This is a genomic window from Mesorhizobium sp. M4B.F.Ca.ET.017.02.2.1 (genome assembly GCF_003998955.1).
Taxonomy (GTDB): Bacteria; Pseudomonadota; Alphaproteobacteria; order Rhizobiales; family Rhizobiaceae; genus Mesorhizobium; species Mesorhizobium abyssinicae.
The window spans coordinates 1-13,416 of record NZ_RZOF01000154.1 but is presented as its reverse complement, the minus strand read 5'-3'; the positions used below and the strand labels follow the sequence as shown (position 1 = coordinate 13,416).

15 protein-coding genes are annotated in these 13,416 nt (G+C 66.1%); all 15 read left to right on the top strand.

What is annotated here, in order from left to right; all coding sequences use genetic code 11:
• Window positions 1-43: 43 nt before the first annotated feature.
• Window positions 44-463 (top strand): flagellar basal body rod protein FlgC, encoded by a 420-nt coding sequence (gene flgC / locus EN738_RS18900; protein WP_127285022.1) that lies wholly within the window; start codon window positions 44-46, stop codon window positions 461-463.
• Window positions 460-798 carry a flagellar hook-basal body complex protein FliE gene (locus EN738_RS18895; RefSeq protein ID WP_127285021.1) on the top strand — a complete coding sequence of 113 codons (339 nt, stop codon included), beginning with the start codon at window positions 460-462 and terminating at the stop codon, window positions 796-798. Before flgC ends, EN738_RS18895 begins: the two co-directional genes overlap by 4 nt.
• A gap of 9 nt (window positions 799-807) precedes the next feature.
• Complete coding sequence (flgG, locus tag EN738_RS18890) at window positions 808-1,596, top strand: flagellar basal-body rod protein FlgG (RefSeq protein WP_127285020.1); 789 nt, start codon at window positions 808-810, stop codon at window positions 1,594-1,596.
• 6 nt (window positions 1,597-1,602) lie between these two features.
• Window positions 1,603-2,148, top strand: a complete 546-nt coding sequence (gene flgA, locus EN738_RS18885) for a flagellar basal body P-ring formation chaperone FlgA (protein ID WP_127285019.1) — start codon at window positions 1,603-1,605, stop codon at window positions 2,146-2,148.
• A complete protein-coding gene (locus EN738_RS18880) occupies window positions 2,145-3,386 on the top strand; it encodes a flagellar basal body P-ring protein FlgI (protein ID WP_127285018.1) in 1,242 nt (413 codons plus the stop codon). The genes flgA and EN738_RS18880 overlap by 4 nt, the downstream gene beginning before the upstream one ends.
• A gap of 3 nt (window positions 3,387-3,389) precedes the next feature.
• Window positions 3,390-3,971: a MotE family protein gene (locus tag EN738_RS18875; protein ID WP_127285017.1), complete on the top strand. Its 582-nt coding sequence runs from the start codon at window positions 3,390-3,392 to the stop codon at window positions 3,969-3,971.
• Entirely contained in the window at window positions 3,968-4,672 is a 705-nt protein-coding gene (gene flgH / locus EN738_RS18870) for a flagellar basal body L-ring protein FlgH (protein WP_127285016.1), read from the top strand. The genes EN738_RS18875 and flgH overlap by 4 nt, the downstream gene beginning before the upstream one ends.
• Before the next feature lie 26 nt (window positions 4,673-4,698).
• A complete protein-coding gene (locus tag EN738_RS18865; RefSeq protein ID WP_127285015.1) occupies window positions 4,699-5,193 on the top strand; it encodes a flagellar basal body-associated FliL family protein in 495 nt (164 codons plus the stop codon).
• Entirely contained in the window at window positions 5,190-5,921 is a 732-nt protein-coding gene (gene fliP, locus EN738_RS18860; RefSeq protein ID WP_126058482.1) for a flagellar type III secretion system pore protein FliP, read from the top strand. The genes EN738_RS18865 and fliP overlap by 4 nt, the downstream gene beginning before the upstream one ends.
• A gap of 243 nt (window positions 5,922-6,164) precedes the next feature.
• The gene (locus tag EN738_RS18855; protein WP_127285014.1) at window positions 6,165-7,049 is read left to right on the top strand and encodes a flagellin; all 885 of its coding nucleotides are present in this window, start codon (window positions 6,165-6,167) and stop codon (window positions 7,047-7,049) included.
• A gap of 247 nt (window positions 7,050-7,296) precedes the next feature.
• Entirely contained in the window at window positions 7,297-8,181 is an 885-nt protein-coding gene (locus tag EN738_RS18850) for a flagellin (protein ID WP_127285013.1), read from the top strand.
• Between the two features lie 132 nt (window positions 8,182-8,313).
• Window positions 8,314-9,975, top strand: coding sequence for a flagellar basal-body MS-ring/collar protein FliF (gene fliF, locus EN738_RS18845; protein WP_127285012.1), 1,662 nt, complete (start codon window positions 8,314-8,316; stop codon window positions 9,973-9,975).
• A 3-nt stretch (window positions 9,976-9,978) separates the two neighbouring features.
• The gene (locus tag EN738_RS18840) at window positions 9,979-10,605 is read left to right on the top strand and encodes a hypothetical protein (protein WP_127285011.1); all 627 of its coding nucleotides are present in this window, start codon (window positions 9,979-9,981) and stop codon (window positions 10,603-10,605) included.
• Window positions 10,602-12,053: a MotB family protein gene (locus tag EN738_RS18835; protein WP_127285010.1), complete on the top strand. Its 1,452-nt coding sequence runs from the start codon at window positions 10,602-10,604 to the stop codon at window positions 12,051-12,053. The genes EN738_RS18840 and EN738_RS18835 overlap by 4 nt, the downstream gene beginning before the upstream one ends.
• The coding region (locus EN738_RS18830) for a chemotaxis protein MotC (protein ID WP_127285009.1) at window positions 12,050-13,416 on the top strand (1,367 nt) is incomplete at its 3' end. The genes EN738_RS18835 and EN738_RS18830, both read left to right, overlap by 4 nt.

Sequence of the window (13,416 nt, the reverse complement as noted above, 5' to 3'; positions counted from 1 at the left end):
AAGCCTTGCACTCCATGATGATGATGGCGGTGAAGAGCTGACCATGGACGCGCTGACCGCAGCTCTCAAAGTCGCCGCGTCCGGCCTGGGCGCCCAGTCCGAGCGCCTGCGCGTGGTGTCGGAAAACCTTGCCAACGCGCAATCGACCGGCACGGCGCCGGGCGCAGACCCCTATCGCCGCAAAACCATCAGCTTCGCTTCCGAACTCGACCGCTCGACCGGCGGCCAGCTCGTGGAGGTCAGCTCGGTGGCGCGCGATCCCTCCGATTTTCCCATCGAGTTCCAGCCCGGCAACGAAGCCGCCGACGAGAAGGGCTACGTCAAGATGCCCAACGTCAACGTGCTGATCGAAATGGCCGACATGACCGAGGCCAACCGCTCCTATGAGACCAATCTGCAGGTCATCAAGCAGGCGCGCGACCTGATTTCCATGACCATCGACCTGATGAGGAACCAGCAATGATCAGCGGCATCGGCAACATTGGCGCGCTCCAGCTCAAGCCGGCAACCGACGGCGCCGACGCGGCGACCGGCGCCTTGCAGGGCATCGTTTCGCCGCAGGCCGCGACCGACACCGTCGGCACCTCCTTCGCAGAGGCGCTGAGCCAGGCGGCGTCGAAGACCGTCAACACCTTGCAGAATGCCGAACAGGTATCGATCCAGGCGCTGCGGGGCGACGCCGACACACGCCAGGTGGTCGACGCGGTGATGAGCGCCCAGCAGGCCCTGCAGACGACCATCGCCATCCGCGACAAGGTCGTCTCCGCCTACCTCGAAATCAGCCGCATGAGTATCTAGGACCGCGTCATGAAAGCACTCGCTATCGCCGCCACCGGCATGAACGCCCAGCAGACCAACCTGGAAATCATCGCCAACAACATCGCCAACATCAACACCACCGGCTACAAGCGCGCCCGCGCCGAATTCTCCGACCTGCTCTATCAGGTCGACCGCACGCAGGGCGTGCCCAACCGTTCCAACACCTCGCTGGTGCCGGAAGGCGTCTCGATCGGCCTCGGCGTCAAGACGACGGCCGTGCGCAACGTCCATACCCAGGGCGAGCTGACCAGCACCGGCAACAGCTTCGACCTCGCGCTGACCGGCCGGGGCTGGTTCCAGATCGAAGGCGCCGACGGCGGCACGCTCTACAGCCGCGCCGGCGCCTTCAACACCAACGCCACGGGGCAGCTGGTGACGGTCGATGGCGCCAATGTCGTCCCTGCCATTACCGTGCCGACGGACGCGGTCGAGGTCATCGTCAACAAGACCGGCCAGGTCTTCGCCCGCATCGAAGGCCAGACCGATCTCCAGCTTCTCGGCCAGCTGCAGCTCGCCAATTTCGCCAACGAGGCGGGCCTGGCGCCGCTCGGCGACAACCTGTTCCAGGGGACGGCGGCTTCCGGCCCGGCCAATGTCGGCGTGCCCGGCGACCCCGGCTTCGCCACGATCGAACAGGGCTATCTGGAATCGTCCAACGTCGATCCCGTCAAGGAGATCACCGAACTGATCTCGGCGCAGCGCGCCTATGAGATGAACTCGAAGGTAATCCAGGCCGCCGACGACATGGCCTCGGTCGTGTCCAAGAACATCAGGTAGCGGATCATGATTGCGCCGGCCCACCGCTCCCTGCTCCGCCGCGCCGCGCTGGCCTTCGCGCTGGTGGCCGGCGGCGTGCCGGCGTTTGCCCAGGACGCCGGCGACAATCAGGCCGGCAACCAGAGCGCCAATCAGCTCGCCGCCCAGAATGCCAGGCAGAGCGGCGAGGTCGTGCTGATCCCAAACCGGGTCATCTATCCTGGCGAGACGATCGACCTTGCCGCGCTGAAGCAGGTGACGCTCGTTCCCGGCAAGCACAAGCCCGACGCCGTCGCCACCCTCGCGCAGGAACTCCAGGGCAAGGTTGCCAAGCGCACGCTGCTGCCCGGCCGCTATATCCCGACCGCCGCCATCCGCGACGCCTGGCTGGTCGAACAGGGCGCGGCGGTGCAGATCTATTTCACCGCCGGCGACCTGACCATTTCGGCTTCCGGCGTCACCTTGCAGCCGGGCGCCGCCGGCGACCTGGTCAAGGTCCGAAATGTCGACAGCGGCAAGATCATATCCGGCACGGTGATGGGCGACGGCACCATCATGGTCGGCGCCTCATGATGCGCGGACTTGCCTTGCTTCTGGCGGCTGCGCTTGGGCTGCAGCCGGCACTGGCCGACGGGCTGACGCCGAAGGCGAAGCGCGAGCTTGCCGCGAAGAATGGCGACGCCGTCAACGACCCGGAATACGATCCCGCCACCACGACGCGGATGTTCCGCGTTTCGACCGGGCCAAGCACGCTGCCGCCCGGCCAGGTCGCGGCGCGCATCAAGGACATCGCCCAGCTGCAGAGCGCGCGCGACAACCAGCTCGTCGGCTACGGCTTGGTCATCGGCCTGGCGGGAACCGGCGACAGCCTGCGCAATTCGCCTTTCACCGAACAGTCGATCCGCGCCATGCTGGAGAATCTCGGCATCGCCACCGAAGGCGGCAGCGCGCGCGCCAAGAACGTCGCAGCCGTCATCGTCACCGCCAACATGCCGCCCTTCGTGCAATCGGGAGCCCGCATCGACATCGACGTTTCCTCGATGGGCGACGCCACCTCGCTTGCCGGCGGCACGCTGGTGATGACGCCGCTGAAGGCGGCCGATGGCGAAATCTATGCCGTGGGCCAGGGCTCGGTGATCGTCGGTGGCTTCACCGCCCAGGGCCAGGCGGAGCAATTGACGCAAGGCGTGCCGACGGCGGGCCGCGTCCCCAACGGCGCCATCGTCGAACGCGCGGTGCCGGCCGAATTCGACGATCAGGGCGTGTTGACGCTGCAATTGCGCAACCCCGACTTCTCGACCGCCATTCGCATCGCCGACGCCATCAACGATTACACCGCGCAGCGTTTCGGCATGCGCGTCGCGGCCGAGCGCGACGCCCGCACCGTCCAGATCAGGCGACCGAAGAACGTCTCGGCGGCACGCTTCTATGCCGAGATCGAGAATCTGGTCGTGGAATCGGACACGCCGGCCCGCGTCGTCATCGACGAGCGCACCGGCACCATCGTCATCGGCAACAACGTCAAGATCGCGCGCGTGGCGATCAGCCATGGCACGCTCACGGTGCGCATCACGGAGGCGCCGAAAATCGTCCAGCCCGAGCCCTTTTCCAAGGGCGTGACCGCCGTCGAGCCCTTCACCGCCATCGAGGCCACGCGGCCCGACGCGCGCGTCGCCGTGCTCGACGGACCAAATCTCGAAACGCTGGTTTCCGGCCTCAACCGTCTCGGCGTCAAGCCGGACGGCATCATTGCCATCCTGCAAGGCATCAAATCGGCCGGCGCCCTGCAGGCCGATCTGGTCCTCCAATAGGCCATGCCGATGATCGCTCCCCGCCAACCCAACCGCAACGCCAGGCCGGCGCTGGTCGCCTCGACCCTTGCCGTCGTGCTGCTTCTCGCCGGCGGCCAGGCCCGCACCGAGGAAGCGGTGCGCCAGGTGCTGCCCGGCGGGCAGGCGCCGGCGACGCCGCAGCAGCTGAAGCGGGAGAAGGCGCCGGACGAAAGCGAGATCCAGCGCTTCTGCTCCAACATCGCCGACGCCGCCCGCGACCGCCGCTATGCCTTGCAGGCGCAGGAGCTGAAGGAGCTGCAGGCCGGCATCGACCAGCGCATGAAGGCGCTGGAGGACAAACGCGCCGAATACGAGCAATGGCTGAAGCGGCGCGAAGTGTTCCTGGCGCGCGCCGAGGACAGCGTCGTCAAGATTTATGCCGGCATGAAGCCCGACGCCGCGGCCGAACGCCTGGCGATGGTCAATGTCGAACTGGCCGCCGCCATCCTGATGAAGCTGGATTCGCGCAAGGCCGGCGTCATCCTCAACGAAATGGACCAGAAGGCGGCGGCAGCGCTCACCGGCATCATGGCCAGCGCGGCGCGAAGGGTTGATCCGTCATGAAGTGCAAGATGCTCATCCTGGTCGCGGTCGCGGCGCTGACCGGCTGCGGCACCGATCTCAAGGAGGTCGGCAGGGAGCCTTCGCTGTCTCCGGTCGGCTCCGGCATCACGGGCAGCGTCAACGCCCCCTACAGCTACCCCGAGCCGCCGGCAGCACCGGTCAAGAAATTCTCGCTGTGGGACGATCGCCAGAGCCGGCTGTTCACCGACCCCAGGGCGTTGCGCGAAGGCGACATCCTGACCGTGAACATCAAGCTCAACGACAAGGCCAACTTCAAGAACCAGAACGACAGGAGCCGCACCGCGGCGCGCAAGCTCGGCTATGACATCACCCTCGGATGGGAGGGCAACAGCACCAGCGGCAAGGGCGATGCCGGCCTCAGCTCCAGCACCGAAACCAATGCCGACGGCGAGATCAAGCGTTCCGAAAACCTCGAGCTCAACGTCGCCGCCGTCGTCACCGAAGTGCTGCCCAATGGCAATCTGATGATCAGGGGCTCGCAGGAAGTGCGCGTCAACTACGAGCTCAGGGTGCTCACCATCGCCGGCATGGTGCGTCCGTCCGACATCGGCGCCGAGAACACCATCCCCTACGAGCGCATCGCCGAGGCGCGTATTTCCTATGGCGGCCGCGGCCGCGTCAGCGAGCTTCAGCAGCCGGCCTATGGCCAGCAGATCCTCGATCAGGTTCTCCCCTTCTAGGACGGGCTGGCTCGGAAAATCACACCATGGCCAATGTCGAGCAAGTCGAGCAGAAGAAGGGACCATCGCTGGTCGTCCAATTCGCCATGCTCCTGGTGGTGACGGTCGCCGCCGTCGGCATGGGCTGGCTGTCCGGCGGCTATCTGAAGGGCACCGATGCCCCGGCCTCGGTGCCGGTCGCTCCGGAAAACGAAGGCAGCAGCGAGAAGCCCGCCGAGCCCGGCAAGGAAGTTGCAGGACCGACGCTTGTCCAGCTAGCGCCGATAACCACCAACCTGGCGTCGCCGGCCGAGGTCTGGATAAGGCTTGAGGCATCGGTGTTCTACGACACGCCGCAGCCGGCGGAAATGACCGAGCAGATCCACCAGGACCTGCTGGCGCTGGTGCGCACGCTGAAGATGCATCAGATCGAGGGCGCCAGCGGCTACCAGCATCTGAAGGCCGACCTCGAGGACCGCGCCGCCATCCGCAGCGGCGGCCATGCCAAACAGATTCTGATCAGGACATTGCTGCTCGAATGAGAAAATACCTTCTCGCCGCCACGCTCCTGGTCCTTGCCACCTCCGTCGCCGCGGCCCAGCAGCTGGATCTCGGTGCCATCGGCAAGGCCGACGGCACGACCGTCGGCTACCTGATCCAGATGTTCGGCCTGCTCACCGTGCTGTCGGTGGCGCCGGGGCTTTTGATCATGGTGACGAGCTTCACCCGCTTCGTCATCGCCTTCTCGATCCTGCGCGCCGGCATCGGCCTGCAGTCGACGCCGGCCAACCTGATCCTGATCTCGCTGTCGCTGTTCATGACTTTCTACGTCATGGCGCCGACCTTCGATCAGGCCTGGAACACCGGCGTCAAGCCGCTGATGGACAACCAGATCACGCAGGCGGAAGCGTTCGAGAAGATCTCGGACCCGTTCCGCACCTTCATGTTGCACAATGTGCGCGACAAGGATTTCGACCTCTTCGCCGACCTTGCCCGCGAACGCGGCCAGACCGTCTCGCGCGACACCGTCGACCTGCGCATCCTGGTGCCCGCCTTCATGATCTCCGAAATCCGGCGCGGTTTCGAGATCGGCTTCCTGATCGTGCTGCCGTTCCTGGTCATCGACCTGATCGTCGCCACCATCACCATGGCGATGGGCATGATGATGCTGCCGCCGACCGTGGTGTCGCTGCCGTTCAAGATCCTGTTCTTCGTGCTGATCGACGGCTGGAACCTGCTTGTCGGCAGCCTGGTGCGGTCCTTCACCTGACCTGTCGATATTGATCGCCAGCCTTGCGTAACTGGCGCCGCGCCGCCGCGCCGCCGCGCCCAGATTTCCTGCAATATATTTTCGGTTAACCGTCGCGTTTAGGCCTTTGGTAGGGACTTGCCAGCATAGTCCCCCCAGATGGCGGGTGATCTCAATCAACGATCATTGGCATGATGCCGCACCGTCATACCGGAAAAGCCGGTATGTCAAAAAAACACGTGTAAAATCAAGGTACGAGTAGCCATGTCCAGTATCATGACCAATTCCTCGGCGCTGACCGCGCTGCAGAGCTTGAACAACACCAACAAGCAGCTGGAGACCACCCAGTCGCGTATTTCGACTGGTTACCGCGTCGCCACCGCCTCCGACAACGCCGCCTACTGGTCGATCGCCACCTCGATGAAGTCGGACAACAAGGCGCTCTCGGCCGTGCAGGACTCGCTCGGCCTCGGCGCCGGCAAGGTCGACACCGCCTACACCGCCATCAACGACGTCAAGGACCAGGTCGACCTGATCAAGTCCAAGCTGGTCACCGCCCGCGGCGCCAGCCAGGAAGACCAGCAGAAGATCGCGACCGAAATCAACGCCATCCAGGCGCAGATCAAGTCGTCGGTCACCAACGCCAACTTCGCCGGCTCGAACCTGCTGCAGAACGACGGCCTCGCCGCGTCCGACCTTAAGATCGTCGCTTCCTACAACCGCACCGGCGCGACCGTCACCATCGACACCATCGACGTCAAGGCTGCCGACACGCAGGTCCTCGACGTCGCCGGCACGGGCGGCATCGTCGGCGGCCTGCTCGCCACGGCCTTCTTCGATCCGAGCTCTGCCGCTGTCGCCGACACTGCCATCGACACCGCGCTCGGCAGCGTTGAAACGGCGCTTGGCAAGCTGTCCACCGGTGCCGCTTCGCTCGGCGCCGCCAAGTCGCGCATCGACACCCAGAAGAGCTTCCTGTCGAACCTCTCGGACTCGATCGACAAGGGCGTCGGCTCGCTGGTCGATGCCGACATGAACAAGGAATCGACCCGCCTGCAGGCCCTCCAGGTCCAGCAGCAGCTCGGCATCCAGGCGCTGTCGATCGCCAACGGCAATTCGCAGTCGATCCTGTCGCTCTTCCGCGGCTGATCGCCTCCTGAACTCCAGTCATCTGCATCGGGCCGCGCCATCAGCGCGGCCCGATTTTTCATTTGTGAAACCCTTGTCATTTTCCCTCGCCAAAGCATGGCTTTAACGCGCCATTAACGATGTCGCGCTAGTTATGGTTAACCATTCACTTATGACGGGCAGACCAGTTGGTCGACAGGCATGACGCCCCCGCCAAACGGGTTGACCGGCATGCGTAAGGCATGCCTGCTTTGAGAAGGGGTGTACCTTGGCAAGTATCATGACGAACGCCGCGGCGCTGACCGCGCTGCAGAGCCTCAACTCCACCAACAAGGCGCTTGAAACGACGCAGGCCCGCATCTCGACTGGCTACCGCGTCGCCACCGCTTCCGACAACGCCGCCTACTGGTCGATCGCCACCAGCATGCGTTCCGACGACAAGGCGCTGTCGGCGGTGCAGGACGCGCTCGGCCTCGGCGCCGGCAAGGTCGACACCGCCTACACCGCCATCACCGACATCAAGGACCAGGTCGACGCGATCAAGGCCAAGCTGGTCACCGCCCGCGGCGCCAGCCAGGATAACCAGCAGAAGATCGCGACCGAAATCAAGGCCATCCAGGAGCAGATCAAGTCGTCGGTCACCAATGCCAGTTATGCCGGCTCGAACCTGCTGCAGAACGACGGCCTCGTCGCCTCCGACCTGCAGATCGTCGCTTCCTACAACCGCACCGGCACGACCGTCGCCATAGACACCATCAATGTCGCGGCCGCCGACACGCAGGTTCTCGATATTGCCGGCACGGGCGGCATCGTCGGCGGCCTGCTCGCCACGACCTTCTTCGACCCGAGCGCCGCTGCAGTCACCGACACCGCCATCGATACGGCGCTGGGCAGCGTTGAAACGGCGCTTGCCAAGCTCTCGACGGGCGCGGCCTATCTCGGTGCCGCCAAGTCGCGCATCGACACCCAGAAGAGCTTCCTGTCGAACCTCTCGGACTCGATCGACAAGGGCGTTGGCGCGCTGGTCGACGCCGACATGAACAAGGAATCGACCCGCCTGCAGGCGCTGCAGGTGCAGCAGCAGCTCGGCATCCAGTCGCTGTCGATCGCCAACGGCAACTCGCAGTCGATCCTGGCCCTGTTCAAGAGCTGACATCCCGGCTGATCTTTCCATTGCATCGAAGGCCGCGCCGCAAGCGCGGCCTTTTGCGTTCCGCCTATCATCCTCGCACAAGCTTCGCGGTCTAGTGTTCCGACGGACAGTCATGCTGGGAGCCGTTGGAACGTGCCGGAACAGATCCAGAGCATCATCTCGAATCTCAGGGCATTTGGCGTCAAGCGCCTCCTCATGCTGGGCGGCATCGCGGCGCTCGTCATGACCGTCATCGGCGTGGCCTCGATCTATCTCAACCGTCCCGCCTACGAGACGCTCTATGTCGGGCTCGAGCGCTCCGACGTGAACCAGATCGGCCTGGTGCTGGGCGAGGCCGGCATCGGCTTCGACGTCGGCGCCGACGGCACCTCCGTGCTGGTGCCCGCCGGCACCACCGCGCAGGCTCGCATGATGCTCGCCGAGAAGGGCCTGCCGACCAGCGCCAATGCCGGCTACGAGCTGTTCGACAATGTCGGCTCGCTCGGCCTGACATCCTTCATGCAGCAGATCACAAGGGTGCGCGCCCTGGAGGGCGAGATCGCGCGCACCATCCAGTCGATCGCCGGCATCAAGGCGGCGCGCGTCCACATCGTCATGTCCGAGCGTGCCAATTTCCGCCGCGACGAGCAGCAGCCCTCGGCCTCGGTGGTCATCCGTTATGCCGGCATCGATGCCGAAAAGAGCGCCATGTCGATCCGCCACTTGGTCGCCGCCGCCGTCCCAGGCCTGGCGGCCGACAAGGTGACGGTGCTCGATTCCAACGGCAACCTTCTGGCCGCCGGCGACGACCCGTCCAACACCAGCGCTGCCCGCACGCTGGGCGTCGAGCAGACGGTCGAAGCGCAGATCGGCGACAACATCCGCCGCGCGCTGACACCCTATCTCGGTCCCGACAATTTCCGCGCCAGCGTCAAGGCCGACGTCAACACCGACACCCGCCAGACCGAAGAGACGATCTTCGATCCGGAGTCCCGCGTCGAGCGCTCCGTGCAGTCGGTGCGCACCAACGAGAACAGCAATCAGAAGCAGGCCTCGACCCCGACCAGCGTCGAGCAGAACCTGCCCGAGACCCAGGCGGCCAGCACCGAGGGGCCGCAATCCACCTCGCAGAACGACCGCAAGGAGGAGATCACCAACTACGAGATCAACTCCAAGAAGATCGCCACCGTCTCCAACGGCTATTCGGTCACCAAGATGTCGGTCGCCGTCGTCGTCAACCAGCAGCGCCTGGCCACCATTCTCGGCAAGGACGCCACGCCGGAGCAGATCGCCAAGCGCGTCGCCGACATCCAGAAGATGGTGGCCTCCGCCACCGGCTTCGACGAGAAGCGCGGCGACGTCATCGACGTCTCGGCGGTCGAGTTCATCGACGGGCTCGATGGCGAACCGATCGAGCAGCCGGGCATCCTGGCCTCGATCGGGACCTATACCGGCACGTTGATCAATGCCGGCGCCTTCATCGTCGTGGTGTTCCTGGTCGCCTTTTTCGGCCTGAGGCCGATGGCGGCCGCGCTGACGGCTCCAGCCAAGCCGGCCATCGCCGGCCCGAGCTTCGACGATGTCCAGCGCTCGCTGCCGACGCCCGAGCCCGCGGTGGCGGCAATCGGTTCCGACGCGGCAGCCGCGTCCGTCGGCGCCTTGCCGGGCGCGCGCGCCGGCTCCACGCCGCTCGACGACCTTCGCCAGAAGATCCGGCCGGCGCCGCAGGAACGGCTTGCCCGCATGGTCGACCTCAACGAGGAACGCACCGCGCAGATCCTGCGCAAATGGGCCGCCCAGGAAGTCGCCGGATAGACCATGCCCTCAGTCGCCCTCTTCGACCTTCTCCCGGATTTCGGAACGCGCAGCCCGCGTGCCGGCCAGCCGCAGGCCGCCGCCGAGCCCGAACGCAAGCCCGACGAAGCACCGCCGCAGGCCGACATCGGCACTTTGATCGCCGAAGCCGTCGCCGATGCGGAAACGGCGCTCGAAGCGCGCCTTGCTGTCGCCCATCAGGCCGCGCTCGACGCCGAGCGCCAGGCCAATGCCGACGAGGCAAAAGCCTTCCTTGAAAGCTTCGGCGGCGATGTCGGCCAGGCCGTGGCCAGGCACATCGATGCCATGGAGCTGCGCGTCACCGAGCTCGTCGGCGCCACCCTTGCCCGCATCATTGGCGGCATGGTCAGCGACGACCTGCAGAAGCGCTCGCTGGACGCGCTCGCGCGCACGATCGGCGAGGCCATCGCCGACTCCGAGGCGGTGCGCATCGCCGTGCGCGGCCCGCTGTCGCTGTTCGAAACGTTGGCGGCCTCGCTCGGTCCGCGCGCCGCCCAGCTCGACTTCGTCGAGGCACAGGGCCTCGACCTCACCGTCGTCGTCGACGAGGCGGTGTTCGAGACGCGCATCGCCGAATGGTCGGCCTCGCTGTCCGAGGTTCTGTCATGAGCGCGGTGGACGCCGGAGAGGACAGGCACGAGATCATCATCGTCAAGCGCAACCATGACGGCCACGACGACGGTCATCACGGCGGCGTCTGGAAGATCGCCTTCGCCGACTTCATGACCGCCATGATGTGCTTCTTCCTGGTGATGTGGCTGATCAACGCCGCCAACGAGCAGACCAAGGCGGCCGTCGCCAGCTACTTCAACCCGGTCGAGCTGATCGATCGCAATTCCAGCCGCAAGGGCCTGGAGGATCTCGGCGACGGTCCGAGCAAGGTCGGGCTGACGGCCGACAATCCGCAGGACGGCGCCAGCAAGGCCGGCGAGGACGGCAAGGGCGGCGCCGGCTCCTCTGACCGCAGGCAGACCAAGGAAGCCTCGCAGAACTCCGACCTTTCCGACGAGCATCTGTTTGCCGATCCCTATGCGGTGCTGTCGGAGATCGCGACCGACACCGGCGTGATGCAGAATGTCAGCGCCAAGGGCGAAGGCGGCGCGCAGAATGCCGGCCCGGCGACCGGCGCCTCCGGCGGCGAGTCCTACCGCGATCCCTTCGCGCCGGATTTCTGGTCGCAGCAGGTGGCCGCGCCCGGCGCCGAGGAAAGCGCCGAGCGCGCCAAGATCGAGGGCGATCCGGCAAAGCCCGGCGAGAAAGTCGCCGAGACCCAGGTGCCGAAGGTCAAGGCAGTGCCGCCGGCGCCGCCGGTGATCGACGCGCCGCTCGAGCCGCTGGCGAAGACGGCGCCCGACAAGGCGGATGCCAAGCCGGAGACAGCAAAGGCTGAAACCGCGAAAGTCGAAGCCGCCAAGGGCGAGGCTGCAAAAGGCGAAGCCGCCAAGGCCGAGGCCGCCAAGGGCGAAGCTGCAAAAAGCGAAACCGCGACAAGCGAAACCGCCAACGGCGAGAAGGCCGAGACCGCAACGCCGGAAGCCGCGAAGGCCGAAGCGGCGGCAAAACCCGATGTCGGCGAAAAGGCGCCGAGCGCCGCCACGGTCAAGGCTGCGGCCGAGGTCAAGCAGCAGCTGGCCGAAGCTTTCAAGCCGGGCGACAAGCTGCATGACGGCGTCTCGGTCGAGGCGACCGACAAGGGCGTCGTCATCTCGATCACCGACCAGTTGGATTTCGGCATGTTCGAGATCGGCTCGGCCTTGCCGCGCCGCGAGCTGGTGCTGGCGATGGAAAAGATCGGCCATATCGTCAACAGCCAGAAGGGCACGATCAGCATCAACGGCCATACCGATTCACGGCCGTTCCGAAGCGACACCTACGACAATTGGCGCCTGTCCACCGCGCGCGCCCATTCGGCCTACTACATGCTGGTGCGCGGCGGCGTCGACGAGCGCCGCATCACCGAGGTCGCGGGCTTCGCCGACCGGCAGCCGAAGGATCCTGCCGATCCGCTGGCGGCCGCCAACCGCCGCATCGAGATTCTGATGGCGACGGGCGGATGAAAGCTGCGACCGTCATCGGCCGCGCCATCGGCCTGCTGCTGAGCGCCGCAGCGCCGTCGGCGAGCTTTGCCGACGAGGCCCTGCAGCCCTACCAGCTGGTGCGCTCGCTGCAGCTCGTGCAGGACCGCATCGCCGCCGGCGACCACGCGGCGCTGCCGATGCAGGCCAAGCTGCTCGAAATGACCGATGCGCGCCTGCGCGCCGCCGATGCCGGGGATTTCAAGGAACCGAGGAACTTTCGCGCCCTGCTCGTCTACGGCATGAGCGGCGGCAATCCCGTGACTGTCGAGGCAGCCGCCTCGCGCGCCGAGACCGACCCGCGGAGCCTGGCCGTCGCCAAGGGCATCATCAGCTACCTGAACGGCCGCCCGGCCGAGGCGATCGAAACGCTGAGGCCGATCGACCCGATGGCGCTGCCCGCCGACCTCGGCGCCTTCCTGGCGCTGGTCAAGGGCTCGCTGCTCGCCACCGACCAGCCGGCGGCGGCCCTCGCTTTGCTCGACGACGCGCGGCTGCTCAGCCCGGGCACTCTGGTCGAGGAAGCAGCACTTCGCCGCTCGGTTGGCATCGCCGCGCAGCAAGGCGACGCGGCCCGCTTCGCGCTGGCTTCCACCCAATATGTGTCGAATTACCTCCACTCGCCCTATGCCAGCCAATTCGCGGATTCCTTCGTCTCCGGCGTCATTTCGCTGCACATGGCGATCAGTCACGACAAGCTCGCCGACATCACCTCGATGATGGATCCCGAGCGCGAGAAGGTGATCTATCTGCGCATCGCCCGCCGGGCGGCGATCGACGGCCTGACCGAGCTTTCCAGCTTCGCCTCGGCCAGGGCTGAGCAAGGCCGCGACGGCAACGGCAATGAGGACGACCCACGCGCTCAGCTCTATTCCAGCCTGTCGACGGTGACGTCGAGCACCATCGAGGATGTGCGCGCCAAGCTGGAGAAGATCGACCGCGCCAAGCTCTCCGAAAGCGACCGGGCCTTGCTCGATGCCGCGCAGGCCGTCGCCGGCGAAGTGGTCGCGCGACCGGCAATCCCCGCCGTCGAAAAGCACGACGCGGACGCAGAGAAGTCCGCAGCCGGGAAGCCCGCAGCCGAGATCGCGGCGGCTGAGAGACAGGAAGACGCCGACCTGCCGCCGGTCGAAGGCACGATGGCCGAGCAGCCGGCGGTCGAGGGTTCCGGCCCGGTCGCGAAGCCGGCGGATATGCAAGCCCTGGCATCGCCATCCCCGGATGCGCCGGCTTCTATCCCGCCAGCGGCCGCGCCGGAGGCGCAGGCTCCGGCTCCAACCGATGCGCCGGCGGTGGCTTCGGCATCGGCAGAGGCGGCGGCGGTTCAGCCCGCATCGACGACGGA

What these genes read in the sequence shown, in the direction of transcription:
- flgG (WP_127285020.1), top strand. Translation starts at nt 808, where the DNA reads ATGAAAGCACTCGCTATCGCCGCCACCGGCATGAACGCCCAGCAGACC.
- EN738_RS18880 (WP_127285018.1), top strand. Translation starts at nt 2,145, where the DNA reads ATGATGCGCGGACTTGCCTTGCTTCTGGCGGCTGCGCTTGGGCTGCAG.
- flgA (WP_127285019.1), top strand. Translation starts at nt 1,603, where the DNA reads ATGATTGCGCCGGCCCACCGCTCCCTGCTCCGCCGCGCCGCGCTGGCC.
- fliP (WP_126058482.1), top strand. Translation starts at nt 5,190, where the DNA reads ATGAGAAAATACCTTCTCGCCGCCACGCTCCTGGTCCTTGCCACCTCC.
- EN738_RS18895 (WP_127285021.1), top strand. Translation starts at nt 460, where the DNA reads ATGATCAGCGGCATCGGCAACATTGGCGCGCTCCAGCTCAAGCCGGCA.
- EN738_RS18835 (WP_127285010.1), top strand. Translation starts at nt 10,602, where the DNA reads ATGAGCGCGGTGGACGCCGGAGAGGACAGGCACGAGATCATCATCGTC.
- EN738_RS18865 (WP_127285015.1), top strand. Translation starts at nt 4,699, where the DNA reads ATGGCCAATGTCGAGCAAGTCGAGCAGAAGAAGGGACCATCGCTGGTC.
- EN738_RS18855 (WP_127285014.1), top strand. Translation starts at nt 6,165, where the DNA reads ATGTCCAGTATCATGACCAATTCCTCGGCGCTGACCGCGCTGCAGAGC.
- EN738_RS18840 (WP_127285011.1), top strand. Translation starts at nt 9,979, where the DNA reads ATGCCCTCAGTCGCCCTCTTCGACCTTCTCCCGGATTTCGGAACGCGC.
- flgC (WP_127285022.1), top strand. Translation starts at nt 44, where the DNA reads ATGGACGCGCTGACCGCAGCTCTCAAAGTCGCCGCGTCCGGCCTGGGC.
- EN738_RS18875 (WP_127285017.1), top strand. Translation starts at nt 3,390, where the DNA reads ATGCCGATGATCGCTCCCCGCCAACCCAACCGCAACGCCAGGCCGGCG.
- flgH (WP_127285016.1), top strand. Translation starts at nt 3,968, where the DNA reads ATGAAGTGCAAGATGCTCATCCTGGTCGCGGTCGCGGCGCTGACCGGC.